Here is a 26,400-nt window from a genome sequence, read left to right on the forward strand (position 1 = left end):
GTGGATCCACGTCGTGCGTACTGTGCCAAGGCGCGCCGGAGCGCGCCCTTGAGGTCGCGGCCGAGGTTGTGGGTGATGTCGACGTGACGCGCTGCGCGGAGTGGGCGCCCGGCGAACGCCGGTCAACAGGCCGAGCCGCCCGGCCTGGCGTCACGCGGGGACCTGCTCCCCGCTTTAGACCCCGGGGTTCAGCGTTCAGTTCTTCGGAGGCGCCGGCTTGAGCGTCGCGTCGAACAGCGCGAGCAATGTCTGGTAATGGCGCTCGGAGGCGGCTCGGTTGTACACCGCTGAATCGGAGGGGACCCAGCCGTGCTTCGCGCCTTCATACGTCTCGACCGCGTGCTGCACGCCCGCCTGCTGGAGGGCGTCGATCAAGCGCTGTTTCTGCTGGTCAGGGAACGAGGCGTCCTCGATCGCGCCCGCCACGTACACGCGCGCGCGGATCCGCGGCGCCAGAAGGTGCGGGCTGTCTGGATCATCGGTCGCCAGGTTGCCGCCGTGGTAAGACGCCGCGGCGATCACGCGATCCGGAAAATGGCCAGCCGCCGCCAGCGACAACCCGCCTCCCATGCAATAGCCGGTCGTGCCGATCGACAGCGAGCGGACATCGGGCTCGGCGGCCAGGAAGGCGAGGAACGCCTCCGTGTCCGAGCGCACGTTGGCCTTGGTGGCCGTGGCCATGTACTTCTGCTGCCACTGCTTGCGGAGCTCCGGATCTCGGCTGAAGGTCTCGGCGTCCGGCGCCTGATAGGGCCCGCCGCGGTAAAAGAGATCCGGCAACAGGACGAGATAGCCGCCCTGCGCGATGCGCTCCCCCAGCTCGAAGAGAGCGGGCCGTATGCCGCGGCCATCCTGGTACACAAGCACCGCGGGCCAGGGGCCTTTGCCGGAGTCGGGACGGAAGACGGACGCTTCGGTTTGGCCATCCCTGGTCTTCAACGTGACTGTAGCTCGTGACATCTGTTCCTCTTGCTCAACGTTCGGCGTGTGGATGGATCATCGGAGGAACGCCCTGGCAGCGCTCAGCGACCTGCGGCGGGCTGTGAAGCATCGGCGAGGTTGTCGAGCGACGCAGGGGTCGCACGCTCGAAGGATGGATGAGCGTCAGCGCGTGCGGCCCTCTCGGAGCGAAGCGTCACTGTCGCGTCCGGAGCCGCAATCGACCTCGCCAAGCTCCCAGCGCGCGACGAAGCGCACCTGCGAGGTCGAGGTACTCGCCATGCAGTCGACTCTTACTCTCCTCCTCTCGCCTTGGCAAGCACACTTTCCTCGTGTGATGTCCTTCTCGAGCTGGCGGCGACAGCGGCACCTCGCCGCCGGCTCTGTGTCCAGCGACGGCGCGCGGTCCAGGTGGCCGGTCACTCCATGTCCGTCCTGCGCTCTGAGCAGCGGAGTTGCTGATCCGCTGCTTCCCAGGCAGCAGCGTCGCGCCGGGGTGGTGGCGAAAATGCCGTATAGAGGCGGGCTCTGTCGTTGGTACGTTATTGGCACGTCCTGGTGCGCGGCGTGGACGTGCACGGCGTCCGCCTCGCCGGGTCTCCGTGCGAGGACCGACACCGGGGCGCCACGGTGCGCTGCTCGCCGCCCGCCGTGCGCTCTGCCAGCGGGCGCGCCTCTCAGGCTCCCCGCAGCGCAGCGATCACGGGCGCGGTGTCGGGCCGCATGCCGCGCCACAGGTAGAAGCACTCGGCGCCCTGCTCGACCACCATGCCGAGGCCGTCGGTCGTCTGACCCACGCCGGCCGCGCGCGCGGCCTGCACGAAGGCGGTCGGTTCCTTCTTGTAGGCCATGTCGTAGGCCAGCGAGCCCTCGTCCCACACGCCGGCGGGCAGGGGCGGCACCTCGTTGGTCATGGACGAGGCGGAGCCGTTGATGATCACGTCGAAGCGCCCGGCGATGTCGGCGAAGCCGCCGCCGGCGAGCGGGATGGCGCCGGCACGCGGGCCAAACTCGGCGGCGAGCTCCACGGCCTTGCCGGCTGTGCGGTTGGCGATGAAGATCTCGGCCGGCTGCTCATCGAAGAGCGGCAACAAGGTGCCGCGCACCGCGCCGCCCGCGCCGAGGAGCAGCACGCGCGCGCCCTCGAGGTCGCGGCCGAGGTTGTGGGTGATGTCGCGCACGATGCCGAAGCCGTCGGTGTTGTCGCCGAGGATGGTGCCGTCGGCGCGCAAGGTGAACATGTTGATCGCTCCCGCGGCACGGCCGCGCGGCGTCAGCTCGTCGGCCAGCGCAAAGGCGTCGAGCTTGAAGGGCATGGTGATGTTCATGCCCTTGCCGCCGCTCTTGTGAAACTCGCGCACGGCGGCGGCGAAGCCATCCAGCTCGCCGAGGATCGCGCCGTACACCATGTCCTGCCCGCACTGCTCGGCAAAGGCGGTCTGCAGCGCCGGCGACTTGGTCTGGGAGATGGGATTGCCGATGATGGCGTAACGGTCGGTCATGATAGCGTCCAGGCTCGAGCGACGCGGGGCCACGCCCGCGAGCGCCGCAGATCTACGATATCGTCGAGCAAATTGCCAAGAGCGCGCGGCGGGGTCATGGAGCCCGAGGTGCAGGACGCTTCGACCGCCCTCCTCGGGAAGAGGTGAGAAACGAGCCCCATCGCCGCGCCGCGCTCAGTCCTGGTAGCTCTCGGGCTTCGACGCCATCACCAGATTGAGCGGCGACGACCCCAGGAGGTCGCGCTCGATGGTGTCGCAGATGCGCGTGAGGGGGAGGTCGTTCGGCTCGTGGCCGAACGGGTCGTCGAGCTCCCCGCCGAGCGCCTCGATCATCAGGACGGGATACGCGACCATCATCGTCACGACGGGCGTCAGCACCCCGAGCGCCTCGGCGAGGGCGAGGGGCAGCGTGGCCAGGTAGAGCGCCACGCCCCGCTGCAACAGCAGGATGTAGCCGAGCGGCGTCGGCGTCTTGAGGATTCGCTCGCAGCCTCCCAGGCAGTTGACCAGGGTGTTCAGCTGCTCTTCGGCGCACACGGCCATGTTGTGCTCGAGGCGCCCGGCCCGCACGAAGGCCGCGAGGCGCTCGGAGATCTGCTGCGCCGCATGGAGCGGCGGGTGAGCGCGCGCCGCGAGCGCCTCGTGCTCGGCCGCCGGGAGCAGCCGCTCGATCTCCGGGCGCTCGGCCTGCCCGCGGAGCGAGCGCCGAGCGGCGTGGACGAACACCACCACCCAGACGGCGAGCTCGCGCGCGGCGCCCGGGTCCACCGCCGCGTGAGCGTTCACGATGCGCGTGAGGTTGCGGCTCGCGTTCACGATCGAGCCCCAGAGGGTGCGGCCCTCCCAGAAGCGGTTATAGGCCGTGTTCGTGCGGAACGCGAGGATGAGCGCGATCACCGCGCCGGCGACCTCGTGAATGCCGATCGAGAGGGACACGCGGGGGCTGAACCTGTGCGCGAGCCAGAGCGCGGCGGCGATGACCCCGAAGGCCAGCACGCGCTTCATCACGCCCGGCGACAAGGAGCCCCGCGGCGAGACCAGCATCTGCAGCCAAGCGCGCCTGCTGTACGGGATCATGGGGCGACCCTCGTGGCGATGTCCTCCCGGAACACCGGAAGTGCCTCACGAGGAGGAGCATCGCGTCTCCGTACCAGCGATGTGCGTGTGCCGCAACGCCGCCGGGCGGCGCTGGGCGTATGCGCGCCGCACGCCAGGCGATCGGCCTCCGGCGGCGCCTGGCGCGGACGCCCGGAACGCGGGACACTCCGCGTCCGCCCAGGCAGAGCAGACCATGGTGGTCCTGTGCGCCCGGGTCGCGTGGAGCCGTCGATTGAGCTTTCTCTCCCCCATCGTCCTGTTCTGGGCGGTCTCCGTCCTGGCCTGGCTCTTCATCGTGGCGGCGGCGAGGCGCCGCCGCGGTCGGCTCTACGCGCGGTTCGTCGGCGTGCTGCTCGGCATCCACACCCTCATCTCGTGCGCGCTCTTCCGCCATGTCGGCCCGCTCGCTCCGGTGTTCGCCTACCTCCAGGGCGCGGTGTACCTGCACTTCCTCCTGCTCTCGCGCCCCCGGATGCGGCCGCTCGCCTACCGCGCGCTCGTGAGCATCCCCGCGTCGTACTTCGTGGCGGCGATCTTCCTGTCCTTCCCGTGGGCCATCGCGAGCGGGCTCGGGGCCACACCCCATGGCCTCTGGGTGCCCTTCGCCCTCGCCGGCGTCGGTATCCTCCAGTCGCTCACCACCCGTCGCGAGGAGATCGAGCTCGTCGTCGACCGCGCCCCCATCGACGGGCTGCGCCGCCACCCGCTCCCGCGCGAGGGGGCGCCCGGCGCGCGCCGGCCCCTCCGCATCGTCCAGATCACCGACCCGCACCTCGGTCCGTTCATGTCCGTCGCTCGTCTCCGCGGCATCTGCGAGCGCGCGGTGGAGCGCGATCCCGATCTCGTCGTGCTCACCGGCGATTACCTGACCATGGAGTCCCAGGACACCGCAGATCACCTCGCGGAGGCCCTGTCCCCGCTCCGCGCCCTCGAGGGCCGCGTGTTCGCGTGCCATGGCAACCATGATCACGAGTCGCCCCGCCACGTCGCGACAGCGCTGGAGCGCGCAGGGGCGCGCCTGCTCGTGGACGACGCGGCGCTCGTCGAGACCGCCGCCGGGCCGGTCCAGGTCCTCGGGATGGACTTCCATTACCGCGATCGCGCGGAGCGCATGGCGGCGGTCTGCGCCCGGCACCCGCGCGTGAAGGGCGCGCTACGGCTCGTTTTGCTCCACGATCCGGGCGCGTTCCGCCACCTGGGCGAGGGGGAGGGGGATCTCGTGCTCTCGGGCCACACCCACGGCGGGCAGCTCGGCCTTGTCAGCCTCGGGGGCTCCTGGACTGCTCTCCAGCTCTTCGTGAAGATGCCCGATCACGGCCTGTGGGCCCGCGGCCCCGATCGGCTCTATGTCCACCGCGGGACAGGACACTACGGGTTTCCCCTTCGGCTCGGCGTGCCGGCAGAGGAGAGCGTGCTCAAGGTCCACCTCGCCGGCGACGGCATCTGACAGGCCAGGCTGATTCTCGCCTCCTGCACGTCGCGAGGCCTCACGCCGCGCCGTCGAGAGGCTCTATCCGCGTGGCGTCACGGAGCTCCCGGAGCCGCTCGTCGGGCGGCAGCACCGGCCCGACCTCGGCCAGCTTGCCCGCCGCGAACGCGGTGCCGAGGCGCGCGCACGCCTCCAGGTCGCCGCCCTCGGCCAGGAGCCGCGCCGCCAGCACGCCCGCCACCATGGCGTCGCCGGCGCCGACCGTGCTCGCCACCTCGATCGGCGGCGGCACCGCCAGGAGCGCCCGCTCCGCGTCGACGAAGACCGCGCCGCCGGCCCCGAGCGACACAACGACCAGCCCGACGCCGGACCGCTGGATCTCCCGCGCCGCGCGGACGATCTGCGCGCGCTCTCCCAGGAGCGGGTTGCCGAGGAGCTCGGCGAGCTCGTGCTCGTTCGGCTTGATCAGGTCGGGCCGCGCGGCCACGGCGCGCCGCAGCGGCGCGCCGCTCCCGTCGACCGCGACGGAGCAGCCCCGCGCCTTGAGCCGACACACCATCTCCGCGTAGAAATCCTCGGGCACGCCGGCGGGGACGCTGCCGGCCAGCACGAACCAGCGGTTCTCCCGGGCGAGCGCGTCGAGCTCGTCCACGAGGCGCGAGAGGGCCTCTTGCGGCACGACGGGGCCTGGCAGGTTGATGTCGGTGACCCTCGGACCCTCCGGGCCGAGGCGATCGACCACCTTGATGTTGACCCGGCTCGCGCCGGGCAGGCGCAGGCAGCGGTCCTCGATGCCGCGCTCGCGGAACAGCGCCTCGAAGGGCGCCGCGTTGTCGCCGCCGAGGAAGCCCGTCGCCGTGACCCGACCGGCGCGCCCGGCGCGCCCGGCCAGAAACGCGGCGACATTGATGCCCTTGCCGCCCGCCGTGAAGGTCTGGGCCGCGACGCGGTTCACCGCGCCGGCCGTGAAGCCAGGGCACTCCAGCGTCTGGTCCACGGCCGCGTTGAGCGTCACCGTGACCAGCCCGTCGCAACTCGATGTCACCGCGCTCCTGCTCCGAGCCGCCGCGCTCCCGCTCCGAGGGGGCGCGCGCCGGCGTGCGCTCCGAGAGGGCTCAGGCCTTCTCGAGGAACTTGCGCACCTGGGACTCGATCGCGCTGCCAGGCACGATGAACGGCTTGTCCGTGATGTCCACGGAGAAGCTCTGAGCCGAGACGGCATAGGTCCCCTTCACGGTCCCCGCCGGCGTCGACACCGAGAAGTCGCCCTTGCTGTCATTGCCGCTGAACTTGCCGCCGGCCTTCTCGATCGCCTCCTTGGCCTTCGCGACGATGTCTTGAGAGGAACCGCTGAAGGGGACTGAGAAGCTGTGCTTTGCCATGTCGTCTCCTGGGGTGCTCGGTCGCCATCCTTGTACGGCGCGAGGTGCGGCGGAGGTTAGTGCGACCTCGCCACGGGTACCAGCGCGAACTTACCGAGCCTTTCGCGCGCCGCAGAATGCGCGGGATGCGCGCCGCAGAGCGCTCGGGATGGATGACGGCTGCCCGCGCGCGGCCGGTCGCGCTGGATGGCTGCGCACCGCCGGCCGCCGGACGATGACGGGGGATGGCTGGGATGGCAGGCGCCGTGCCTGGATCCCGCGCGCCCGTAAGGTTTGCGCTTGACAAGGCGAGCGGAATCGCCGCTTTCTATGCGCCGATTGCTCCCAGCCGTGAACCGAGGACTTATGAACGACCTTCTTCTCAAGCAGTCGATGCTCCGCCGAGCGGGGCGGGTGTCCGCGCTCGCGCTCGGCGCGCTCGGGCTGAGCGCCGGATGCGTGGTCACGCAGGGCCCCGGAGCGGGGGCCGCCCCGACCGCCGGCGCGGAGCCTGGCGCGAACGCCGCGGCGAGCCCGGATCCCGCGCAGACCAACCTGCTCAAGGCATCCAACTTCGACGACAACAAGAGCCTTCCCTGGAACACCTCGTTCACCGCGCCGGGCGCGGGCAGCGCCGAGGTGAAGAAGGGCGCCTATTGCGTCACGGTGACGAACAAGGGGTCGAACAACTGGGATGCCCAGTTCCGCCACCGGGAGATGGTGATCCAGAAGGGGCACACCTATACCCTCCAGTACAAGGCCTGGGCGTCCTCGCCCACGAAGGCGCGCCCGAAGGTCGGTATGTCGGGGCCGCCTTACGAGGAGTACTGGTCGGACACCGTGATCCTCGGGACCGAGCCCAAGACGTTCTCCGGCAAGTTCTCGATGGCGAAGGCCGATGACGCCACGGCGGAGCTCGCGTTCCACATCGGCGGCGCGATGGCGTCGGCCAAGGAGCCGTTCGAGGTCTGCATCGACGACATCCGGCTGGACGACCCGGAGTTCAAGGCCGCCGCGCCCGTGGCCGAGTCGGCGGCGCCGAAGGTCGCCGTGAACCAGGTCGGGTATCTGCCCGGCGCCATCAAGATCGCGAGCGTGAACAACGCGGCGACCGCGCCGCTCGCCTGGGAGGTCCTCGACGCCTCCGGCAAGGCGGTCGCCCACGGCCAGACAAAGGTCTTCGGAAAGGACGGCGCCTCCGGCGATCACGTCCACCTCGTCGACTTCACGGCCCTCAAGGCGCCGGGCCAGGGCTACGTGCTCAAGGTGGGGGAGGACAAGAGCTTCCCGTTCGACATCGGCACGGGTCTTTACCAAAAGCTCAAGTACGACGCGCTCGCGTATTTCTATCACAACCGGAGCGGCATCGAGATCAAGATGCCTTTCGCCGGCAAGCCCGAGCTGGCGCGTCCGGCGGGTCACCTCCACGACAAGAGCACGCGCTGCCTGAAGGACAGCGGCTGCGACTACGCGCTCGACGTGTCCCGCGGCTGGTACGACGCCGGCGACCACGGCAAGTACGTCGTCAACGGCGGTATCTCGGTGTGGACGCTGCTCAACTGGTACGAGCGCACGAAGCACCTCGGCGCCTCGAGCGCCGACTTCGCGGACGGCAAGCTGAGCATCCCCGAGGGCAAGAACGGCGTGCCGGACATCCTCGACGAGGCGCGCTGGGAGCTCGAGTTCCTGCTCGCCATGCAGGTGCCGGAAGGCAAGCCGCTCGCCGGCATGGTCCACCACAAGATGCACGACGAGTCGTGGACGGGCCTCGGCCTCGCGCCGCACGAGGACAAGGTGGCGCGCTTCCTCCACAAGCCGAGCACCGCGGCCACGCTCAACGTCGCGGCCACGGGGGCGCAGTGCGCGCGCATCTGGAAGACGGTGGACGCGGCGTTCTCGGCCAAGTGCCTGACGGCCGCCGAGCGCGCCTGGGCGGCGGCGAAGAAGAACCCGGCCCTCTATGCGCCGCCCGGCGGCGACAAGGGTGGTGGTCCCTACGACGACACGGACGTCAAGGACGAGTTCTACTGGGCCGCGGCGGAGCTCTTCGTCACGACGGGGAAGCCGGAGTACAAGAAGTTCCTGCAGGACTCGCCGCTCAACGCGCGGTTCCCGACGGAGGTCGAAGGGGGCGCGGCGTCGATGAGCTGGCGGGTCACCGACGGGCTCGGCCAGATCTCGATGGCGATCGTGCCCGGCCACGTGGACGCGGCGTGGCAGAAGGAGCTCCGCGGCCGCATCGCGAAGGCGGCCGACCAGTACCTCGCCATCGCGGACAAGGAGGGGTACCGGACGCTCATCGCTCGGACGCATGAAGGCAAGTACGACTGGGGCTCGAACTCGGGCGTGCTGAACAACATGCTCGTGGTGGCCCTCGCCCACGACTTCACCAAGCAGCCGAAGTACCTCGACGGCGTGGTGCTGGGCATGGACTACCTCCTCGGGCGCAACCCGCTCGGGCAGTCGTACGTGACCGGCTACGGCGACAAGCCGCTCGAGAACCCGCACCACCGGTTCTGGGCGCACCAGGCGAACAGCAAGTATCCGAAGGCGCCGCCTGGCGCCGTCTCCGGCGGCCCGAACTCCTCGCTCCAGGATCCTTACGCCCAGAGCGCCGGCCTCAAGGGGTGCGTCGCGCAGCGGTGCTTCGTGGACAACATCGAGGCCTGGAGCGTGAACGAGATCACGATCAACTGGAACGCGCCGCTCGCGTGGGTGACCGGCTTCCTCGACGAGAAGGCGAAGTAGACCCTCACCACCTGACGGCAAGCTCCCGCCGGCCGCGGTGCAGCCGCCGGCGCGCCGGTGGTAGCATCGCCTGGCCATCGTGGAGCTCCGGCCCGACGCTGTCATCGCGGACAAGCTGCACCTGCTGAGGCCTCTCGGGCAGGGCGGGATGGGCGTCGTGTGGGCGGCGCGGCACCTCGCCCTCGACACCGACGTCGCGGTGAAGTTCATCCGCCCCGAGCGGGTGGCGGCGAACCCTGCCCTCGTCGCGCGTTTCCAGCGGGAGGCGCGGGCCACGGCGCGGATCGCGCACCCGCACGTGGTGCAGGTCATGGACTACGGCGTCGTCGACGGCGCCGTGCCGTACCTCGTGATGGAGCTCCTGCGCGGGTTCTCGCTCGCCGAGCTCCTCGAGCGCGGCGGTCGCCTCAGCCTCGCCACCGCGAGATCGCTCGTGCGGCAGGTGGGGAGCGCGCTCGAGAGCGCCCACGAGCTCGGCATCGTGCACCGCGACATCAAGCCCCACAACGTCTTCATCACGGAGGGGAGCCAGGGATACCCGCTCTTCGTCAAGGTGCTCGACTTCGGCGTCGCGAAGGTGGCGGGCGACGCGGCGGTGCCGGCGGCGAACCCCGCGCTCACCGAGACCGGGATGGTGATCGGATCGGCTCCGTACATGAGCCCCGAGCAGCTCGAGGGGAGCAAGGACGTCGATCTCCGCTCGGATCTCTGGTCGCTCGGCGTCATCCTCTACGAGGCGTTGACCGGCGCGCTGCCGTTCCAGGGCAGCTCGTTCGTGGCCGTGGGCGCGGCGGTCCTGAAGGGGAAATTCCGCCCCGCCACCGAGCAGCGGCCTGGCCTGCCGGCGCCGATCGACGACTGGCTCTCCAAGGCGCTCTCCGTCGATCCGAGCTGCCGATTCCAGTCCGCGCGCGAGATGGTCGATGCCTTTCTCGGCCTGGACGCCCGGATCGCGGACGACGACGCGCCCGCTGGCCGCCATCACCCCGCCGCGTTCGCCACGACCGTGGCCGCGCCGGTCGATCTCCTCGGCGCGCCCCACGGCGCGGGCGAGCTCGCGAGAGAGCCTGTGACGCCTCTGACGCGAAGCGCGCGCGCGACCTCTGGCGCGCTCGCGGGCGACCCTGGGATGGCGGGCGCCGTCTCCGACTCTGCGGCTGGCCACACCGTGCTCCACCAGCGCGCCGCGGAGCGGCCCGCGGCGCCGGGCCCCTCGGGGGCGCGCGCCACGCGCCTCCGGCGCGCCGCGCCGTTCGCCGCCGCCGCGTGCGCCGCGTGCGCGGGCGTGTACCTCTCCTTTCGCGCTCCGCCGGCCGGATCGGCCGGCTGCCCGGGCGGCATGGTGCTCATCGAAGGCGCCGAGTTCCAGATGGGCTCCGACGCGGACGCGGAGACGCCCAGCGACGAGACGCCGCGGCACGGCGTGACGGTGAAGCCGTTCTGTCTCGACGTCACCGAGGTCACGGTGAAGGCCTACTCCGAATGCGAGGCTTGCGAGCGCCCGCGGCAAACCGTCGAGTCGGAGGGGCTCACGCCCAACGGCCGCTCCTTCTGGAGCCAGTTCTGCAATGGCCCCGAGGCGCTGGATCACCCCATCAACTGCGTCGACTGGTACCAGGCGAAGGCGTATTGCGCCGCCACCGGCAAGCGGCTGCCCACCGAGGCGGAGTGGGAGCTCGCGGCGCGCGGCAAGGAGGCATGGACCTACCCCTGGGGCCACGCGCCTCCCTCGGGCGAGCGCCTCAACGCCTGCGGGCCGGAGTGCAGCCGGATGCTGACGGAGCGGCTTGAAAAGGTGGGGAAGGGGCCGTGGCCTCGGATGTACAACGACGACGACGCGGCCCCGGCGACTGCCCCCGTCGGACGATCGCCTGCGGGAAAATCGCCTGCCGGCGCCCTGGATCTGGCCGGCAACGTCTGGGAGTGGACCGAGGGGCATTATTGCCCCTACGACAGGGATGCTTGCGACGACTCCCGCCGAGTGCTCCGCGGCGGCGGGTGGGACACGGTCGAGGGCCAGTACGTGCGCTCCGCGCACCGCCGCCCGAGCGCCTCCACGGCGCGCGGCTGGAGCATCGGCTTCCGCTGCGCCAAGGACCCGTAGGTCCGCCAACCTGGGCGGCTCGTACGGTAGAGTGGTAGTCGTTGAGTTTCACGGGACAAGCTTACCCGCTGAAATCACTCGGAGGCTCGGATCCCGCGCAAAGTGCCTGTTGCTGTGAACCCGAAACCCTGATCGACAAGACGAGCGTCCGGCATGCTCCTAAAAATCCTCACCGTCCTTTTTCTCGCGATACCAACGCTGTTTTCCCTCTACGTCTTTTCGATTGAAGGGGCGAATATGCTCAAGCCGTTGGCGTTTACCCTCACGCTGACCTCTGCGCTCTACGCCTTTGTCGTCAGTGTCGTTCGCCTCCGCCGCCCTTCCACGCCGTACTTCAGCTTCTGGATCGTGTTGCCCATCTGCTCGGCGCTCATCCTCGCTTGCGTGGTGATGGGCCTCGCCGTCGTCGGTCATTGAAGAGAGCGAACCCGCTCGACCATCACCGGGTCGCTCACGAGGCGAAAGGGAGGCTGCTCGGGCTGCGGCTGGCGCCGAGGGGGAGCGAGCTCGGGCGGACGTCGAGCCCGCCGCTCGCATCGACTCCCGACGGCCGAGAGGGATCACGGCGCGCGTCGCCGACGAGCGCTCGCGGTACGCGAACGTCCGCCGCGCAGCGGCGCGCATCGCCGAGCGCGCCGCCCGGCGCGGCGCCGAGGAGGAGGCCGCGCGCTGGAGCGAGCACGCCCGGCTCGTACGGGGGGCGCCGGTGCGGACGTACCGGGTGGGCCGGAACGGAGCGCTCGAGGTGGCGGGGGCGTAGGCGGCACCTCGCCTCGCGTTCGCGGGCCCGTCGGCAATTCACGAAGCTGACCGCGTCAGTGCTAGGGTGCCCCGCGTGCCGACGATCTTCACCAAGGGCGATCTACTCAACACCCCCGATCTTCATGCGTACGCGCACGGCGTGAGCTGCGCGGGCAAGATGGACACGGGGATCTCCGTGGCGTTCAAGAAGCGCTGGCCGGGCCTGCTCCCGGCGTTCGAGCAGCGGAGCGCCGAGCGGAAGCTCCAGCTCGGGGAGGCCTTCGTCTGGAGCGAGGGCGGCGATACGGTGTACAGCCTCGCGATCCAGGAGAACGCGACGAAGAGGCCCTCGCTCGCCGCGCTCGAGCGCTCGCTCGTCGCGATGGTGACGCACGCCGCCGGGGCGGGGATCGCGCGGATCGGCGTACCGCGCGTGGGCGCCGGCAAGACCGGCCTCGAGTGGCTGCGCGTCAAGAGCATCCTCGTGAAGGTCGCCAACGACAAGCCGGTCACGCTCGTGGTTTACGAGCAGTTCGTGCGCGCCCCGGGCGCCTGACGATCGGGCGGCCCGGTCACGGGCTGGGTTTGGCCATGTCCCGCAGGTAGAGAGCCTCCACCTGCTGCCGGGCCCACGGGGTCCGTCGCAGGAATTGCAGGCTCGATTTGATGCTGGGATCGTACTTGAAGCAGCGAATGTCGATCATGCGTCCGAGCTGCTCCCAGCCGTGCTGCGCGACAAGGCGCTCGAGGATCATCTGGAGCGTGACGCCGTGAAGAGGATTGTTGGGCTGGGGCTGCGTCATATCGATGCTCGGGGGGCGATCGCCCCGGAGGGGCGGCGTGAGCCCGCGGTGTAGCACGTCGCGCGGCGGCAGCCTCATTCAAGAGATCGCGAAGGCCCAAGAGCGTCGCGCCGCTGTCAGGAGATCCGGTCAGCTAAGGTCCCGGGGCCGCGGCGCGCCGTACACGCCGCCAGCCTGCGGAGGCCGTCGACCCCTTGACGGTAGCCCGGGCGGGGTTTGCCATGGTGCCGCCGCCATGTTCAACGCCCGTCTTGATCGACCATTGCTCCCCGCCGAGCGCTCGGAGCGACTGCTCCGGGTGGAGATCACGGTACCCCGGCCCGAGGGGAGCCAGGCCCGCAAGCCTGTCCACCTCTCGCTGGTGATTGACCGCTCCGGCTCCATGACCGGCGAGAAGCTCCGGCTCGCGCTGGAAGCTGCTCGCCAGGCCATCCGCACCCTCCAGCCCGGCGACCGCTTCAGCGTGGTCACCTTCGACCACCAGGTCGAGGTGCCCATCCCCTCCACCGAGGCCACGCCTGGGGCGCGGCTCCACGCCGAGGCCGCGCTCGACACGGTGATTGCGCGAGGCAACACCGATCTGGGCGGCGGCTGGCTCCGCGGCTGCGCCGAGGTGGGCGCGCACCTGCCCGAGGATGCCATCTCCTTCGTGGCGTACGAGCTGCTCCTCTACGGGCTGCACGCCCTCTCCGCCGATTATGAGCCCGCGAAGCTGCTGCACACCGAGACCCTCGCCTGCCTCTTCGACCTCTGCCAGCAGAAGGCCGAGGTGGGGATCAAGCTCCAGGCCGGTCATCTCTGCGCCGGGTGCCTCGGGAAGCTCTCTACCGTCGGGCTGGATCGCGACGTGGTGACCCAGCTATGGCGAGCGGTCCAGGCGCTCGCTCAGTCGGGGACGTCCACGGGGCGCTGACCTCCAGCATCGCCAGGAGCGCCGCCATGACCGCCTGCTCCAGCGCGGCCTGCGGCATGAGCTCCGGTAACATGCCTGTCGTTGGGCACGTGGCGGCTGACGACCCGCTCAGGGCAAAGCCGGAGGACGACGCCCGACCGGGGACGTTCACGCCGATCCGCCCCTCCGCCGCCGAGATCGGGCCCGGCCAATGGCAAGGCTCCTCCCGAGGGGCGCATCAAGAGAGGCGGGCGCCGGGGCGCGGTCGTTGTGGATGTCGATTCCATTCCCCCCGCGCGCGACTAAGCTTGGCCCCGATGGACGACAACTCTCCTCCCGAGGGGCGCATCAAGAGAGGCGGGCGCCGGGCCGCGGTCATGGTCGACGTGGCCAAGCTCGCCGGCGTCTCGTACCAGACGGTCTCACGGGTCCTGCACGACAGCCCCCACGTGCATCGGGACACGCGGGAGCGCGTGCTCGACGCGATCCGCCAGCTCGACTACCGCCCGAGCTCCGTGGCGCAGGCGCTCGTCACCGGGCGCTCGCGGACGCTCGGTGTGGTCAGCTTCGACACGACGCACTACGGCCCGGCGTCGACGCTCCACGGGCTCGAGACGGCGGCGCACGACGCCGGGTACGGCGTCAGCGTCGTCAGCCTGAAATCGCTCAGCCGCACGCCGGTGGTGGAGGCGGTGAAGGGGCTGTGCGATCAGGGCGCCGACGGCATCATGGTCATCGCCCCGCTGCGGTCGGCGGTGGACGCGCTCCGCCACGTCACCTCCGACGTGCCGGTGGTCGCCGTCGAGGGTGGGCCGGACGATTCGGTCCCGGTGGTCGCCGTCGACCAGCACGGCGGCGCGACGGCCGCGACCCGCCATCTCCTCGACCTGGGCCACCGGACGGTGTGGCACATCGCCGGTTCGACCGACTCGCTCGAGGCCGAGCAGCGCATCGACGGCTGGCGTTCGACGCTGGAGGCCGCGGGCGTCGAGCCGCCGCCTCTCCTGCGCGGCGACTGGAGCGCACGCTCGGGCTACGAGCTCGCCCCGCAGCTGGCGCGCACGCCGGGCGTCACCGCCGTGTTCGTGGCCAACGACCAGATGGCGCTGGGCGTGCTCCGCTACCTCCACGAGATCGGACGCGCGGTGCCGCGGGACATCAGCATCGTCGGCTTCGACGACATCCCGGAGGCGGCCTACTTCACGCCTCCGCTCAGCACCGTCCGCCAGGACTTCTCCGAGCTGGGGCGCAGGTGCCTCCACTTGCTCCTCGGGCAGATCGAGAGCGGCCGCCGCTCCTGCTCGCGCGTCGTGGTCGATGCCGAGCTGGTCTTGCGCAAGAGCACCGCCGCGGTCCCCCGGAACCGATGAGCGCTCCAGCCTGCCAGCTTCGTCCGCACGCATCCGCTCACGGATCGGAGACCCGTCATAGATCCGATGAGACAGTAAAATATCCACCGCAGCCACGAGGCGCTTATCCTCGTCGGGGTATAGAAGGTTTTGGGCCTTGTCGTTGTCCGCCTTGGGAGCCCATCCACGTGGCAACGGATTGTCGGCGATGATACGCGCCGGATAGGTCGCGAGCGCGATTGTGCCGCCTCGCGGCCAGCGTCCCGCCGCCGCGCTTTCACGCTGTCAAGTACGCGGGGGTGCTCACCTCGGCAAGTCCCTTCCATCCCCTCATCTCGGCTCCGCCGGCCTCCCCGCGCCGGCGGTGGGCACGTCGAGCGGCACGGGCGTCGTGCAGGTCCGCGCCGCCCTCGGCCCCGCCGTACCGCGGTCGTGCGCGAGCACGGTACGGAGGGCAAGGACCGCTGGCACGCGCTCTTCGTCCTGCACGACACAACGACGCCGGCCCTGGGCCCGCGGGGGTACCCCCGAGCCTGAGGGAGGGCAAGGCTGGCGGGGCTCCTCCGGCGCGTCGCGTCAACATCGGCGGATGCCGGCCTCTCCGAGCTGGGGCGCCGCGGCTGGCCGCCGCTGGGCGCCCATCGGGATCGAGGATAGCCGCGCGTCGGTCAATTCTTGTTGACGCCAAAAATGTGAGCGTTCACAATCTGCTCCTCCGAGCTGCGATGGCTTGGCCGAGCTTGCTTCTTACATGAGAGGAGACGTCGGATGCCGATGAGCATGAAGCTGATGAGTGCGGTGTTGATGAGCGTCGGCATCTGCTTTGCGGGCGCAGCATGGGCCGCGAGCGGGACGGCGGATGTCCCCGGTTCTGTTGCCGAGGGAAAGGATTTTGGCTGCGGTGGAAAAGGACAGAAAGCCTGTCCGATGCAGGGCTGGATGAAGACGGTGATGCAGTCGGCGACCACGAGCGGCGACGGCGCGAAGATCGCGTCGGCGCTGGACTACGTGGCGTCGAAGCCGCCGCCCGGGATGCCCAAGTGGGTTGCGATCTCGAAGGATGGCGCGGAAAAGGCCAAGAAGGGCGATATCGACGGCGCCAAGGCGAGCTGCAAGGCCTGCCACGATCTGTACAAGGCGGAGTACAAGGCGAAGCTCCGCGACGCCGCCTTCTGAGGCGCCTCTCTCAGCTATCCCCCTCTCCGCTCCTCGCGTCGGGCGCGCGCTCTCCTGGCAGCCCCGGCCGTACGACGGGCTGAGGCCAACACTGGCCCGGAGAGCTCCGTCCGAGCGGGGCCGCCAGACGGAGATTCGGAGCCTGCGTGGCAGGTGCGTGTGCGCCCTGATCAGAGGTGCCCGGCAGGCGAGGTCTCGCGGTCATCGTGAGCTCCTGTGCCGTGATGTACCAATTTCTGTTCATGGGCAGGCCGTTGACCACGGCAGCCTTCGTGGGCAACCGTCGTGATGCCGTTCGCTTTCTCGAGCCCGAGGCAGGCCGACGTATCGCACGGGCAGGCCCGCCATCTCGCCGTCTCGCCGGGCCGTGGTGCGGGCCGAGCGCATCGGAGAGCGCACATGGGCGCCGCGCCCCACCCTAGGGATCCAGGAGGCCCGCGCGCCGCTCAATCTCTGGTTGACACCTGCAATGTCAACGTTCACAATGCCTTCTCGGGGTCTTCTCTTGTTTTGCCCTGGACAAGCCGTCGTGCGCGCCGGCCTTTCGTCCGCGGGATCCGGATCGATCTCGGCACCGGGTAGATTCGTCCGGTCGTCGAGCGCGCGTGCAGCGGCGCGATCGCGGGGGCGTCGCTCGCGCTACACCGCGCCCTGAGCGCGAGGCCTCAGCTGCGACCCGCACACGCATAGGTTCATTGAGCTTTCAGCCGTATACAACCCACCTCGTCGAGGCTGCCGTGCGTTCATATGCCTCAAAAATCGTCGCTCTCGTTGGATTGAGCCTGGTGGGATGCGGCTCGTCGGCTCCAGAGCCGGCCCCGGGAAGGTGGAGCACCCCGTCCCGGGCCAGAGCGGGGATCGCCGGCGCCCATCGAACGACCGGCGGTGGGGCGACCACGCTCACGCCGAGCGGCGCGGCGTTTGTGATGATGTGGAGCGCCTGGCAGCTCTTCATGGGGGTCCTCGCGCCCCGGGGTAGGGGAACGACATGGAGATGGCGCGGCCAAGCACGAACTCGGTGGTTCATCCGGTGAGCTGACCGGTCGAGTCGGCCGCGTCCACCCCCGGCGCAGAATACTTCAATGAGCGTTCTTCACGGCCTCTCGACAAGTCTCCAGCAGATCGTGATCAACCTCGGACGCTCGCGTCCACCTTGGGCAAGGTGCGACGCACGGCGGTCCGGCTACCCGCGCTGAACCCCGGGAGCGACATCGATTTCGATACGAATGCCGCGCTGTGGCAATCAACGGAGACGCAACCACGAGGAGCTCGACGTTCGGATCGCGTTTGGATTTCCAGCCCCACCCAGCTTCGTCCAACATTTCACCCCAGCAAGAGCGTTCCATGCCAATCGTAAAACGAATCGGTGTACTGCGTTCACTCATGAGCCGCTCGTTTCGCCTTGCGCCGCTCGCGGTCGCCGTGGCCAGCGGGTGCACGGGCGTCCTGGGACCCGAGGGCGGGGGACCCGAGGGCGAGGCGGCGCCGGCGGCCGAGTGTGGCGCCACCCCTGCGCTGGCCAAACCGCGCATCTGGCGGTTGACCAACACCCAGCTTGCCAACACCTTGCGCGACGAGTTCGACATCCAGCCGGCAGCGCTGTCGAACTTGCCGAACGAGGCCAGGCTCGACGGCTTCGCCAACCAGGCCTCAGACCTGCGAGTCGCGCCGCTCCTCGCGGAGGTATATTTCGCGCTCGGCGAAGAGCTCGGGGCGCACGCGCTGCAGAACCCCGACAAGTTCGGGATCGCTTGCGACGTCGCCAGCTTGGCGCCTGGCAGCTGCCTGGACGGTTTCGTCGCCAAAACGGGGCAAAAGCTCTGGCGCCGCCCGCTCTCGGCGACTGAGATCACCTCCTTCAGCGGGCTCTTCGCCAAGACCGCCGCGCAGGGCGAAGGTCCTGCCGGAGGCGTCAAGAGCGTCGTGCAGGCGCTGCTCATGTCGCCGAACAGCCTGCACCGCACCGAGCTCGGCACGGTGAAGGATACCGGAGCGGTGACGCCGCTGACGGATCACGAGATCGCTTCGGCGCTCTCGTACCTGCTCTGGGATAGCGCGCCGGACGCTGAGCTCACCGCGCTCGCAGATCAAGGGAAGCTGCGCGACCGTACGGTGATCTTGGCCCAGGCCCAGCGCCTGTTCGAGGCGCGCGACAGGGCGGCGCCGGCCATGAACCACTTCTTCGAGCAGTGGCTGGAGCTCGAGAATCTCTCGAAGTCGGTGAAAGACGCCAGCGTCTTCCCGATGGCGACGCCCGAGCTCGCCGCCGATTTGAAAGAAGAGTTGCGCCTGTTCACGAACAGCGTGCTGTTCGACGCGGGAGCGGATCGTCGCTTCGACTCGCTGTTCTCGGGCTCGTACGCGTTCGTGAACGAGCGCACCGCCCCGCTCTACGGTTTGAGCGGGGTGACCGGCAACGCCATGGTGCGTCGCGAGCTCGATCCGACGGAACGCCGGGGCATCTTCACCTCGCTACCGTTTCTCTGGGGCCACGCGCACAGCCAAGATACGAGCCTCGTCGGGCGCGGCGCCTACGTCCGCGCAGAGGTCCTATGCGACCGCGTGCCGCTGCCGCCCGGCGGTGTCCCGAATGCCGGCCGTTTTGCCGAGCCGGGTGCCACGGGCCGGCAAAGACTCGGCATTCATGCGAGTCCGGGCTGCGCCGTCTGTCACAAACTGTTCGATGGCATCGGGTTTGCGCTCGAAAGCTACGATGCTATCGGTCGCTACAGAACGACGGATCAGGGGCAGGAGATCGATGCGAGCGGCAGTCTGCCGCTGCCGAGCGAGGGGAACGCGCTTCCCGGAATCAAGTTTTCCAACTTCGTGGAGCTGGTGGACGAGTTGGCGCAAAAGCCGGATGTCTACGGCTGCTTCGCCCAGCAGTTCGCCGCCTACGCTTCAGGATACGATTTGCCGGAGCTCGACGCCTGTGAGAAGGAGCGCCTCGTGGACGAATTTGCGCGCTCGCAGCACGCGATCGATCGGCTGGTGCTGAGCGTGGTCGAATCGCCGAGCTTCATCGACCGGAGGAACTAGGAGTCAGCCATGCGCAACGTGAAATTTTCCCGGCGTACGATGCTTCGAGGCCTCGGCTACGGAACGCTCTTCTGTTCTGGGCTAATCGACAACCTCTACGCCCAAACTGTTCCGCGAATCACGCGCGTCGCCATGTTCGGCTACGCGAATGGCTCTCAGTATCAATCGGAGCCGACCGGGGGCGAGAGAAACTTCGTGCTCAAGCCCCACATGGCGCCGCTCGAGGCGGTGCGCGACGACATCCTGGTGTTCAAGAACCTGACGCTCGCGCGCGACCCCGGTAACGCGCACCGCTCGGCGTCGTTCTCGGTGTTCGGCCTCGGCGCGCCGACCAGCATCGATCAGGAGTTCGCCAGGTTCCTAAAGGGCACGACCCCGCTGGCATCGCTGGAGATCGCGGTCGGACAGACATCCGGCGACGGCGGCGTCATCCCCGGGCTGTCTCAGGTCGATGGCAGGTTCATCCCCAGCGTGACAAACCCGCTGGCTGCGTATCAGCGCATCGCGGACCGCATCGGCGGGGGCGGCACGTCCATGAACACGCCGAGCTCCGCCGAGCAGGCGCTGCTCCGCCGTCAGAGCGTGCTCGACTTCATCAAGGACGATGTCCGGTCCTTTCGCGGGCGGCTCGGGCCGGAGGAAGCCGTCAAGATGGACTTCTACCTCGAGTCGCTGCGCACGCTCGAGCGCGATGTCGGCGGCAGCATCCCCAGAGAGAGCTCGTGCAAGGAGATCGCGTCGCCGCTGCTCAGCAAGAACACCATGATGAGCGACATGCCGGAGCACAGCCGGCTGTATCTCGACATCATAGCGATGGCTTTCGCCTGCAACATCACTCGCGTGGTATCCGTGATGTGGGGCGGCGGCGAGAACAACGAGGCCATCAAGTTCGGCGACATCGATATCTCAGCCTGGCACTCCATCTCACACGGCGATCCTGACGGCGCTCCGGGACAACAGATCATTCGGCTCCAGGCCTATTTCGCGGGAGAGTTCCGCTATTTCGTCGAAAAGCTGAAGAGCCTCTCCGACGGCGAGTTCTCGCTGCTCGACAACACCGCAGCGGTTCTTTCCACCCAGAACGGCAGCAGCCAGCTGGGCTCAGCCCAGAACTTCGCCGAGACCGACCACCCGCCCCAGCACGCACCTTTCGTGGTTGCCGGCAGCTGTGGAGGTGCTTGGAAGACCGGGCGCTTGCTCGACGCCGGCGGGCGCAAGCACAACGACGTTTATGCCAGCATCGCCCGGGCGATCGGCATGGACGTGACGTCAGTCGGCCGCGCTGCCTGGTGTCGAGGTCCGCTCATCACATAGCTCGTGTGCGTTCGGTAGAGCCCATCCTGACGGCGAGCAGGCGAGGGACATCGGCTTGCCGTGCGATACATAATCTTTTCGGCGGCTGCCCGCTATAGGCCGGTTGTTCTGTCGGGATTTCTGGCACGCGGAACCAGGCGCAATCACTCCTCTTCCTGTGTGCGCTTCCGGAACCGCAGCAGCTTCCCGCGCGAGACGCCGAGCCGCTCCGCGGCCGACGTCACGTTGCCCCCGGCGGCCGCGAGGGCGGACTCGACGCGCTCCTGCGTGAGCGCGGTCTTCTGGCCGTCCGGCGCCTTCCCCAGCACCTCCTCTAGCGCCCACAGCCGCAGCCCGGGCTCGTGATCGAGGCGGCGCACCTCGGCGAGGGCCGCGTCGAGCCCGCGCACGTTGTTCGGCCAGGGATCGAGCAGCAGCCGCTCCATGGCCTCGACCTCGACCGCTTCGATTGGGAGCGCCACGCTCGCGCGCCGCGCGAGCTCGCACGCCACGCTGAAGACGTCCTCGCGCCGCTCGCGGAGCGCCGGCACGTGGATGCGCGCCATCGCGAGCCGCGCGAACAGGTCGCGCCGGAACGCCCCGCGCTCCACCATCTCCTCGAGGTCGCGGTGGGTCGCGGCGACGACCAGCACGTTCACGTGGACCGGCCGCTGCGCCCCGACCGGCAGCACCTCGCGGTTCTCCAAAAGCCGCAGGAGCTTCGCCTGGAGATCGGGGTCGAGCTCGCCGATCTCGTCGAGGAACAGCGTCCCGCCGTCGTGGGCCACGACGATCCCGGGCGCCGCGCTGCGGGCGTCCGAGAACGCGCCCGCCACGTGACCGAACATCTGGGACTCGAAGACGCCCCGGGCGACGCCGGCCACGTTCACCGCCGCGAACGGCGCCGCGCGCCCCAGCGCCGCCGCCGCCGCTCGCGCCACGAGCTCCTTGCCCACGCCCGTCTCCCCCTCGATGAGCACGTTGCCCGGGCGGCTCCGCGGCAGGCCCGCGAGGGGCTGCGCGACGGCGCGTAGCCCGTACGGGCCGACGAGCCCGCCCACGGGCGGCGCCGGATCCAGCGGCCCCTGGAGCTCCTCGCGGAAGACGAAGAGGATGCGCCCGAGCCTCAGCACCGCGCCGTCATCGAGCGGCGTGAGGTCGCGCGGCGCGAGCCTCGAACCGTTCACCCACGTACCGTTGCGCGACCCGACGTCCGCGACGCGCAGCGCGCCGCCGGCGCGATCGATCCGCAGGTGTCTGCCCGACACCTCCGCGTCGGCGAGCCCGCGCTCGGCGAGCCATGCGCGGCCGATCACGGTCCCCGAGTCGGGCAGCGCGAACGCCATGGGCCGCGGGAAGGCGCACACCAGCGCCGGCCGCCGCCGCCCCGCCTCGGGCCGCACCGGGCTCCGGTGATCCAGGGTGCTCGACACGTCCTTGGCCATTCTCCTCGCAGGGTGCCATGCACGTCCAGAGCGTGGAAGCGCCGCGCCGGGGGCGACGGCGACGTCGTTCGCCCCGAGAGAAGCGCCGCTTCCCGGAGTCGTTCGCCCCGAGAGGAGCGCCGCTTCCCGGAGAGAAGCGCCGCTTCCCGGAGAGAAGCGCCGCTTCCCGGAGAGGGGTGCCGTGCCGCTTCAGCGCCTCAGAGAGGCCGCCCATCGAGCGAGCACATCGGATCACCCGGGTTCGAGCACTGGGGCTGTCGAGATCCCACCTGCGGCCTCGGCCCCGGCGCTCCCGGCGCTGCAGGTCGGGCGAGCGCCTCCCGCAGCTGGGCTAGCGCGCTCTCGTAGGCGCGGAGCGCGCCCTCGTCGGCCCCTGGCGTCCTCGCGCGCGCCGCGGCGACCTGGGCTGCCGCCGTGGCCTCGGGCCGCCGCCGCTCGGCGGCCCACGCCGCGAGGTCGGCGTGTCGCCGATCGAGCGCCGCGATCCTCTCGAGCGCATCGAGCCGCGCCTCCAGCGCGTCGAGCGCGTCCCCGAACGCCCGGAGCCGGTTATGGTCCAGCGCCCGTGGATCCAGGGCATTTCGCGCCGCCTCGGCGATCGCGCGCGCCTCCTCGGCGTCGCTGGCGAGGGGCCGTCCGCGCAGCGCTGCGTGGCGCCGATCGAGCGCCGCGAGCTCGGCCGCCCTCGCGCTCTCGCGCTCCTCGACCTGCGCCGCCTGTGCCTCGCGGAGCCGCCGCGCTTCCTGCTCCAGGCCCGCCACGTGCTGCGCGACCCCGTAGGCGCCCGCAGCCCCGCCGCACAGCACGAGCCCGAGCGCGGCGGCGAGCGCGTGCGCCACGCCGCGGCGCCGTCCCTCGGCGCGCGCCCGCACGACGGCCAGCTCGTGTGCGCGTGCCGCGTTGTCGGCCTCGAGGCGCGCCTTCGCCTCGGCCTCGATGCGTGCCACCTCGATCGCCGCCCGCGCCCGTGCATCCGCGCGCGCCTCTGTCTCCGCCTGCTCCCGCTCGCGCCGCGCCTGCGCCTCTGTCTCGGCGGCGACCCGCGCCGCCTCCGCTGCGCGCTGGCGCGCTTCCGCCTCGCGTTGCTCGCGGGCTCTCTCATCGCGCGCCCTGGCGCGCTGGAGGTGCTCCTCCCGCACGCGCGCCTCCTCGAGCTTCGCGAGCTCCGCGAGGGAGAACGTGACGGACGTATCGGAGGTATCTCGGCTCATCATCGGCATCGGGGCTCCTCTCCGAGCGCCCCCGTTGCACCCCGTGTGCCGACGCTATCCAATGTAAATTCATGGACTTACGGCCGAGATTCAGCCCGGGCGCGCGATCGCGATCGCGTCGGGGAGCGCGGCGCGCGATCGCGATCGCGCGGCGTGCTCGCGGTCCATGCGGAGCCGTGAGAGCGCGGTGTCGATGGGCGGCTTTCAGGATCCCGGTCGGGTGCGCATTCCGGTCGATCCGGTCACCCGTTCCGCTGGCGCGCGCTCTGGGGGCCGACCGGACCCCTCGAGATGGACGGCGGCGTGGGAACGAGCCTCGGCGCGTGCGAAGTGGCTGCCCGCAGATGCGTGGCCCCGCCCGGATGGGCGGGGCCACAGCGTGTCCCGGGTACGGTATCCCGCTGAAGGACCGAGCGGCTTCCTGCTGACCAGAAGAGCGTGGCCAGGAACCGTAAGGAGCTGGCCGTCACGCGGCTCTGCTTAGATCGGAAGCAGCGCGTCGACCTCGCTCACGGGAAGACGATCTTCACCAGATTTTCGGCGTACATGCCCCACAACACGTCGACGAGCTCGGAGTCCACGCTCTGCTTGGCGGCAAAGCTCGGCTTGCCCCAAGCACGTACGCCCAGGCGCAGTTCATTATCGATGATGTAGATCGCGAACTTGATGTATCTGTCTTTGCCCTCGAGGTGTCCCGGCAGGGACTTGAGGATGAAGTAGTTCGAGCCGATCTCGGTGACCTCGACGGGGGAATCGCCCGGCTGGAGGTCACACTCCTGACCCACTTCCAGCTCGTCGCCGCACCCGCCGAACGGGAAGTAGTCGGAGAAGTTCGTGATGGCGACCTGGAAGACGGCCCGCTTGACCGCGCCTCCTGCCGGGGTGTCGGCCAGCGGGAACATGCCGAACTCGCATCTGTACTCGTAGTTGCTGCTGGTGTCGGTCACGGCCCAACAGTTGTCTGGGGCACTGGCGGCGGCTGCCGGCGTGACGGAGATGGCCACGCCGCTCATGGCGGCCACCAGCAGTACTGCTACTTTAAATAGGAAGTTCTTCACGCGACTCCTCGTCATGGCTGGCTTGGGGTTGTATGCCTGTGCAATCGAGCTCATACGGTGAGCGTTTGGGACCCTGTGGCGGTCGGCGCGAGCGTGCTGCACGCGGCGATCGACGAAAATCCAGTGCAAATCCGCTCGTGAACGATCTTCATTTTCTTCTCCTCGGGTGTGTCCGACCCATCGTGTCGAACGCTCTGCGCACAAGCAATGGCTGTGCCATGAGATCGCTCGACCGCCGCGGGCTCGAAGATTCCGCAGAACAACTCATCAATGCATTGAAAGGGGCAGCCTTCCCCACGGCCTGCGGGCACGACGCGCAGGCGAGCAGAGCGAGCAGAGCGAGCGCCGCGAGCACCTCGGACACCTCGGGCTGCAGGGCCGCCTGGCGCGCCCAGAGCGCGTCGCGCCTGCTCGCGAGACAGTCGATTGGGAGGTCTGCTCGAAGCGTCGTTCGCCGAGCCTGTGCGGCGCGCCGTTCTGCCGCACCGTCGGATGCCCCGTCGCCATGACGCCCTGTGCGGGTGACCGCCGCTCCTATGCTCTGCATGTAGCAGAGGTGGGCGGAAACAGCTCTACGTCGTCCCCACCTCTGCCGCGGTGACCCTCCCCAGGTCGCACGCCGCACACTGCAACGGTGACAGTAACGATGTTACACGGTTACGCGGCGCGTTCCTGAGAGCCATTCGGATCACGGATCTGCGTGCGAGGTGGCGCGGAGCCCACCGCAGCTCAGCGGCCGGCGCGACGCCGGTCAGCGTCGGCCCCCTCCGTCGCTAGGGGCCCTCACCCGCCGCGGTACTCGTTCGGATCGATCCCGAACCGCTGCATCCAGCGGTGAATCTGCATCCGCGCCTTGCCCATGTCGCGCGCCACGTGGGTCACCTTGCCCTGGTGCTTCTCGAGGAGCACGACGAGGTGCCGTCGCAGCGCCTCCGGGTCGCGGCGCTCCTCGTGGAGCGTCGCGGAGCGCGGCGCCAGCGCTCCGAGGGCAACCTCCGGCAGATGTGCCTTCCCGATGACGCCGTCGGTGGTCAACGCCGCCGCCACCGAGAGGGCTTGCTGCAGCTCCCGGATGTTGAGGGGCCAGGGATGCTGCAGGAGCTTGAGGCCGGCGCCGGTGCTGAGCTTGAGGTCGGTTGCGGCCGGTATGTCCAGGCGCCGCAAGATGTCGCCAACGATCACGCCGATGTCCTCGATCCGCTCGCGCAGCGGCGCGAGCAGGTGGCGGTAGCCGGACAGCCGCGCAAGGAGATCCCCTCGAAACTCGCCGCGCAAGGCCATACGCTCGAGCGGCTTGTGTGTGGCGGCGATGACGCGCAGGTCGACCTTGACCGGCCGCGTGCCACCCACCGGTACGACCTCGCGCTCCTGCAGCACTCGGAGGAGGGCCGCCTGCGCTGGCAGCGGCAGATCGCCGATCTCGTCGAGGAAGAGCGTCCCGCCATCGGCGCTGCGGATGGTGCCGGGCTCGTCTCGGGCGGCGCCCGTGAAGGAGCCCCTGACATGGCCGAAGAGCTGGCTCTCGAGGAGCGAGTCGGGTAGACCGCCGCAGTTCACGGCGACGAAGGGCCCTGCGCGGCCCGACAGGGCGTGGACCGCGCGCGCCAGCACCTCCTTGCCGCTGCCTGTCTCACCCAGGAGCAGCACCGTGACCGGCCGGCGGGCGATGCGCTCGAGGGCGACGAGCTGGTCGGCGACCGCCGGCGAGAGCGTGGCGAAGCCGGGAGCTCTGGGAGCGAGCGCGGCCGTGTCGAGGTCAGCCGCGGTTTCCGGGGCAGCGGGCAGGGCGGCGCGGTAGCACAGGAAGACAGGGCCGATCTGGATGACGTCGCGGTCGCGCAGCAGCGTCGCGCCGGTGACGCGCTCGCCGTTGAGGAAGCTTCCGTTCCTCGACTGCGCGTCCTCTAGGACCCAGCCCTCGTCGCTGCGCGCGAGGCGCGCGTGCGTCGACGAGATGGTGCCGCCGGGGAGACGGATCTCGAGCTTCCGGACCTCTCCATCGCGGGTGCGAGCGGCGGCGTGCGCTGCCCCGCGGCCGATCGTGACAAGGTCGACCTCGGAGAGGCTGTGCCGAGCGCCACCGGCGAGCGGCTGATCGCAGTGCAGCACGACGAACAGGTACGGCTGCAAAGGCGTCCCGGGGCGGCATCCCGCGGGGTCATCGTCCTCGATGGTGGTGAACGTGGTGGGCTCGACGGTCATCCCGCGTGGC

General features: G+C 69.8%; 20 protein-coding genes (1 of these 20 cut by a window edge). 10 read left to right on the forward strand and 10 right to left on the reverse strand.

What is annotated here, in order from left to right:
* Positions 1–195: 195 nt before the first annotated feature.
* From WME90_RS11480 to WME90_RS11490, 3 genes are all read right to left on the reverse strand, one after another.
* Positions 196–960 (reverse strand): dienelactone hydrolase family protein, encoded by a 765-nt coding sequence (locus WME90_RS11480; protein ID WP_437281137.1) that lies wholly within the window; start codon positions 958–960, stop codon positions 196–198.
* Between the two features lie 656 nt (positions 961–1,616).
* Positions 1,617–2,441 carry a shikimate dehydrogenase gene (aroE, locus tag WME90_RS11485; RefSeq protein WP_437281138.1) on the reverse strand — a complete coding sequence of 275 codons (825 nt, stop codon included), beginning with the start codon at positions 2,439–2,441 and terminating at the stop codon, positions 1,617–1,619.
* A 174-nt stretch (positions 2,442–2,615) separates the two neighbouring features.
* Positions 2,616–3,518 (reverse strand): bestrophin family protein, encoded by a 903-nt coding sequence (locus WME90_RS11490; RefSeq protein ID WP_437281139.1) that lies wholly within the window; start codon positions 3,516–3,518, stop codon positions 2,616–2,618.
* A 253-nt stretch (positions 3,519–3,771) separates the two neighbouring features.
* On the opposite strand from WME90_RS11490, the gene WME90_RS11495 reads away from it, so the two are divergent.
* Positions 3,772–4,986 (forward strand): metallophosphoesterase, encoded by a 1,215-nt coding sequence (locus WME90_RS11495; protein WP_437281140.1) that lies wholly within the window; start codon positions 3,772–3,774, stop codon positions 4,984–4,986.
* Positions 4,987–5,026: 40 nt separating this feature from the next.
* Here the strand turns inward: WME90_RS11495 and pfkB are convergent, their stop codons facing one another.
* Both pfkB and WME90_RS11505 read right to left on the reverse strand, forming a co-directional pair.
* Positions 5,027–6,013 (reverse strand): 1-phosphofructokinase, encoded by a 987-nt coding sequence (gene pfkB / locus WME90_RS11500; RefSeq protein WP_437281141.1) that lies wholly within the window; start codon positions 6,011–6,013, stop codon positions 5,027–5,029.
* Between the two features lie 70 nt (positions 6,014–6,083).
* Positions 6,084–6,350 (reverse strand): hypothetical protein, encoded by a 267-nt coding sequence (locus tag WME90_RS11505; RefSeq protein WP_437281142.1) that lies wholly within the window; start codon positions 6,348–6,350, stop codon positions 6,084–6,086.
* 345 nt (positions 6,351–6,695) lie between these two features.
* On the opposite strand from WME90_RS11505, the gene WME90_RS11510 reads away from it, so the two are divergent.
* From WME90_RS11510 to WME90_RS11525, 4 genes are all read left to right on the forward strand, one after another.
* The gene (locus tag WME90_RS11510; RefSeq protein WP_437281143.1) at positions 6,696–9,077 is read left to right on the forward strand and encodes a glycoside hydrolase family 9 protein; all 2,382 of its coding nucleotides are present in this window, start codon (positions 6,696–6,698) and stop codon (positions 9,075–9,077) included.
* A gap of 79 nt (positions 9,078–9,156) precedes the next feature.
* Positions 9,157–11,181, forward strand: a complete 2,025-nt coding sequence (locus WME90_RS11515; protein ID WP_437281144.1) for a bifunctional serine/threonine-protein kinase/formylglycine-generating enzyme family protein — start codon at positions 9,157–9,159, stop codon at positions 11,179–11,181.
* A 153-nt stretch (positions 11,182–11,334) separates the two neighbouring features.
* Positions 11,335–11,598 (forward strand): hypothetical protein, encoded by a 264-nt coding sequence (locus WME90_RS11520; protein WP_437281145.1) that lies wholly within the window; start codon positions 11,335–11,337, stop codon positions 11,596–11,598.
* Between the two features lie 418 nt (positions 11,599–12,016).
* Positions 12,017–12,478, forward strand: coding sequence for a macro domain-containing protein (locus WME90_RS11525; RefSeq protein ID WP_437281146.1), 462 nt, complete (start codon positions 12,017–12,019; stop codon positions 12,476–12,478).
* A 16-nt stretch (positions 12,479–12,494) separates the two neighbouring features.
* Here WME90_RS11525 and WME90_RS11530 read toward each other — a convergent pair whose 3' ends face one another.
* Complete coding sequence (locus tag WME90_RS11530; RefSeq protein ID WP_437281147.1) at positions 12,495–12,725, reverse strand: VF530 family DNA-binding protein; 231 nt, start codon at positions 12,723–12,725, stop codon at positions 12,495–12,497.
* 235 nt (positions 12,726–12,960) lie between these two features.
* Here WME90_RS11530 and WME90_RS11535 point away from each other — a divergent pair, with 235 nt between their 5' ends.
* The 5 genes from WME90_RS11535 to WME90_RS11555 all read left to right on the forward strand — a co-directional run bounded on the left by WME90_RS11535 (position 12,961) and on the right by WME90_RS11555 (position 20,495).
* On the forward strand, positions 12,961–13,638 hold the full coding sequence (locus WME90_RS11535; protein ID WP_437281148.1) for a vWA domain-containing protein: 678 nt from the start codon (positions 12,961–12,963) through the stop codon (positions 13,636–13,638).
* 296 nt (positions 13,639–13,934) lie between these two features.
* A complete protein-coding gene (locus WME90_RS11540) occupies positions 13,935–14,987 on the forward strand; it encodes a LacI family DNA-binding transcriptional regulator (RefSeq protein WP_437281149.1) in 1,053 nt (350 codons plus the stop codon).
* 753 nt (positions 14,988–15,740) lie between these two features.
* Complete coding sequence (locus WME90_RS11545; RefSeq protein ID WP_437281150.1) at positions 15,741–16,142, forward strand: hypothetical protein; 402 nt, start codon at positions 15,741–15,743, stop codon at positions 16,140–16,142.
* Positions 16,143–17,525: 1,383 nt separating this feature from the next.
* A complete protein-coding gene (locus WME90_RS11550; protein ID WP_437281151.1) occupies positions 17,526–19,181 on the forward strand; it encodes a DUF1592 domain-containing protein in 1,656 nt (551 codons plus the stop codon).
* 9 nt (positions 19,182–19,190) lie between these two features.
* Positions 19,191–20,495, forward strand: a complete 1,305-nt coding sequence (locus tag WME90_RS11555) for a DUF1552 domain-containing protein (protein ID WP_437281152.1) — start codon at positions 19,191–19,193, stop codon at positions 20,493–20,495.
* Between the two features lie 143 nt (positions 20,496–20,638).
* Here the strand turns inward: WME90_RS11555 and WME90_RS11560 are convergent, their stop codons facing one another.
* From WME90_RS11560 to WME90_RS11575, 4 genes are all read right to left on the reverse strand, one after another.
* The gene (locus WME90_RS11560) at positions 20,639–21,907 is read right to left on the reverse strand and encodes a sigma 54-interacting transcriptional regulator (RefSeq protein WP_437281153.1); all 1,269 of its coding nucleotides are present in this window, start codon (positions 21,905–21,907) and stop codon (positions 20,639–20,641) included.
* 209 nt (positions 21,908–22,116) lie between these two features.
* Positions 22,117–23,133 carry a hypothetical protein gene (locus WME90_RS11565; RefSeq protein WP_437281154.1) on the reverse strand — a complete coding sequence of 339 codons (1,017 nt, stop codon included), beginning with the start codon at positions 23,131–23,133 and terminating at the stop codon, positions 22,117–22,119.
* Between the two features lie 506 nt (positions 23,134–23,639).
* Entirely contained in the window at positions 23,640–24,188 is a 549-nt protein-coding gene (locus WME90_RS11570) for a hypothetical protein (RefSeq protein ID WP_437281155.1), read from the reverse strand.
* 783 nt (positions 24,189–24,971) lie between these two features.
* Positions 24,972–26,400: the 3' portion of a sigma 54-interacting transcriptional regulator gene (locus WME90_RS11575; protein WP_437281156.1), read on the reverse strand. 101 nt of this gene lie beyond the right edge of the window; only the last 1,429 of its 1,530 coding nucleotides appear in the window; its start codon lies beyond the right edge, outside the window; it ends in the stop codon at positions 24,972–24,974.

The organism is Sorangium sp. So ce375 (assembly GCF_051473855.1).
Lineage (GTDB): Bacteria > Myxococcota_A > Polyangia > Polyangiales > Polyangiaceae > Sorangium.

Coding starts and splice junctions, on each gene's coding strand:
- WME90_RS11480 (WP_437281137.1), bottom strand. CDS start 960: ATGTCACGAGCTACAGTCACGTTGAAGACCAGGGATGGCCAAACCGAA.
- aroE (WP_437281138.1), bottom strand. CDS start 2,441: ATGACCGACCGTTACGCCATCATCGGCAATCCCATCTCCCAGACCAAG.
- WME90_RS11490 (WP_437281139.1), bottom strand. CDS start 3,518: ATGATCCCGTACAGCAGGCGCGCTTGGCTGCAGATGCTGGTCTCGCCG.
- WME90_RS11505 (WP_437281142.1), bottom strand. CDS start 6,350: ATGGCAAAGCACAGCTTCTCAGTCCCCTTCAGCGGTTCCTCTCAAGAC.
- WME90_RS11510 (WP_437281143.1), top strand. CDS start 6,696: ATGAACGACCTTCTTCTCAAGCAGTCGATGCTCCGCCGAGCGGGGCGG.
- WME90_RS11520 (WP_437281145.1), top strand. CDS start 11,335: ATGCTCCTAAAAATCCTCACCGTCCTTTTTCTCGCGATACCAACGCTG.
- WME90_RS11530 (WP_437281147.1), bottom strand. CDS start 12,725: ATGACGCAGCCCCAGCCCAACAATCCTCTTCACGGCGTCACGCTCCAG.
- WME90_RS11535 (WP_437281148.1), top strand. CDS start 12,961: ATGTTCAACGCCCGTCTTGATCGACCATTGCTCCCCGCCGAGCGCTCG.
- WME90_RS11540 (WP_437281149.1), top strand. CDS start 13,935: ATGGACGACAACTCTCCTCCCGAGGGGCGCATCAAGAGAGGCGGGCGC.
- WME90_RS11545 (WP_437281150.1), top strand. CDS start 15,741: ATGAGCATGAAGCTGATGAGTGCGGTGTTGATGAGCGTCGGCATCTGC.
- WME90_RS11550 (WP_437281151.1), top strand. CDS start 17,526: ATGAGCCGCTCGTTTCGCCTTGCGCCGCTCGCGGTCGCCGTGGCCAGC.
- WME90_RS11555 (WP_437281152.1), top strand. CDS start 19,191: ATGCGCAACGTGAAATTTTCCCGGCGTACGATGCTTCGAGGCCTCGGC.
- WME90_RS11565 (WP_437281154.1), bottom strand. CDS start 23,133: ATGATGAGCCGAGATACCTCCGATACGTCCGTCACGTTCTCCCTCGCG.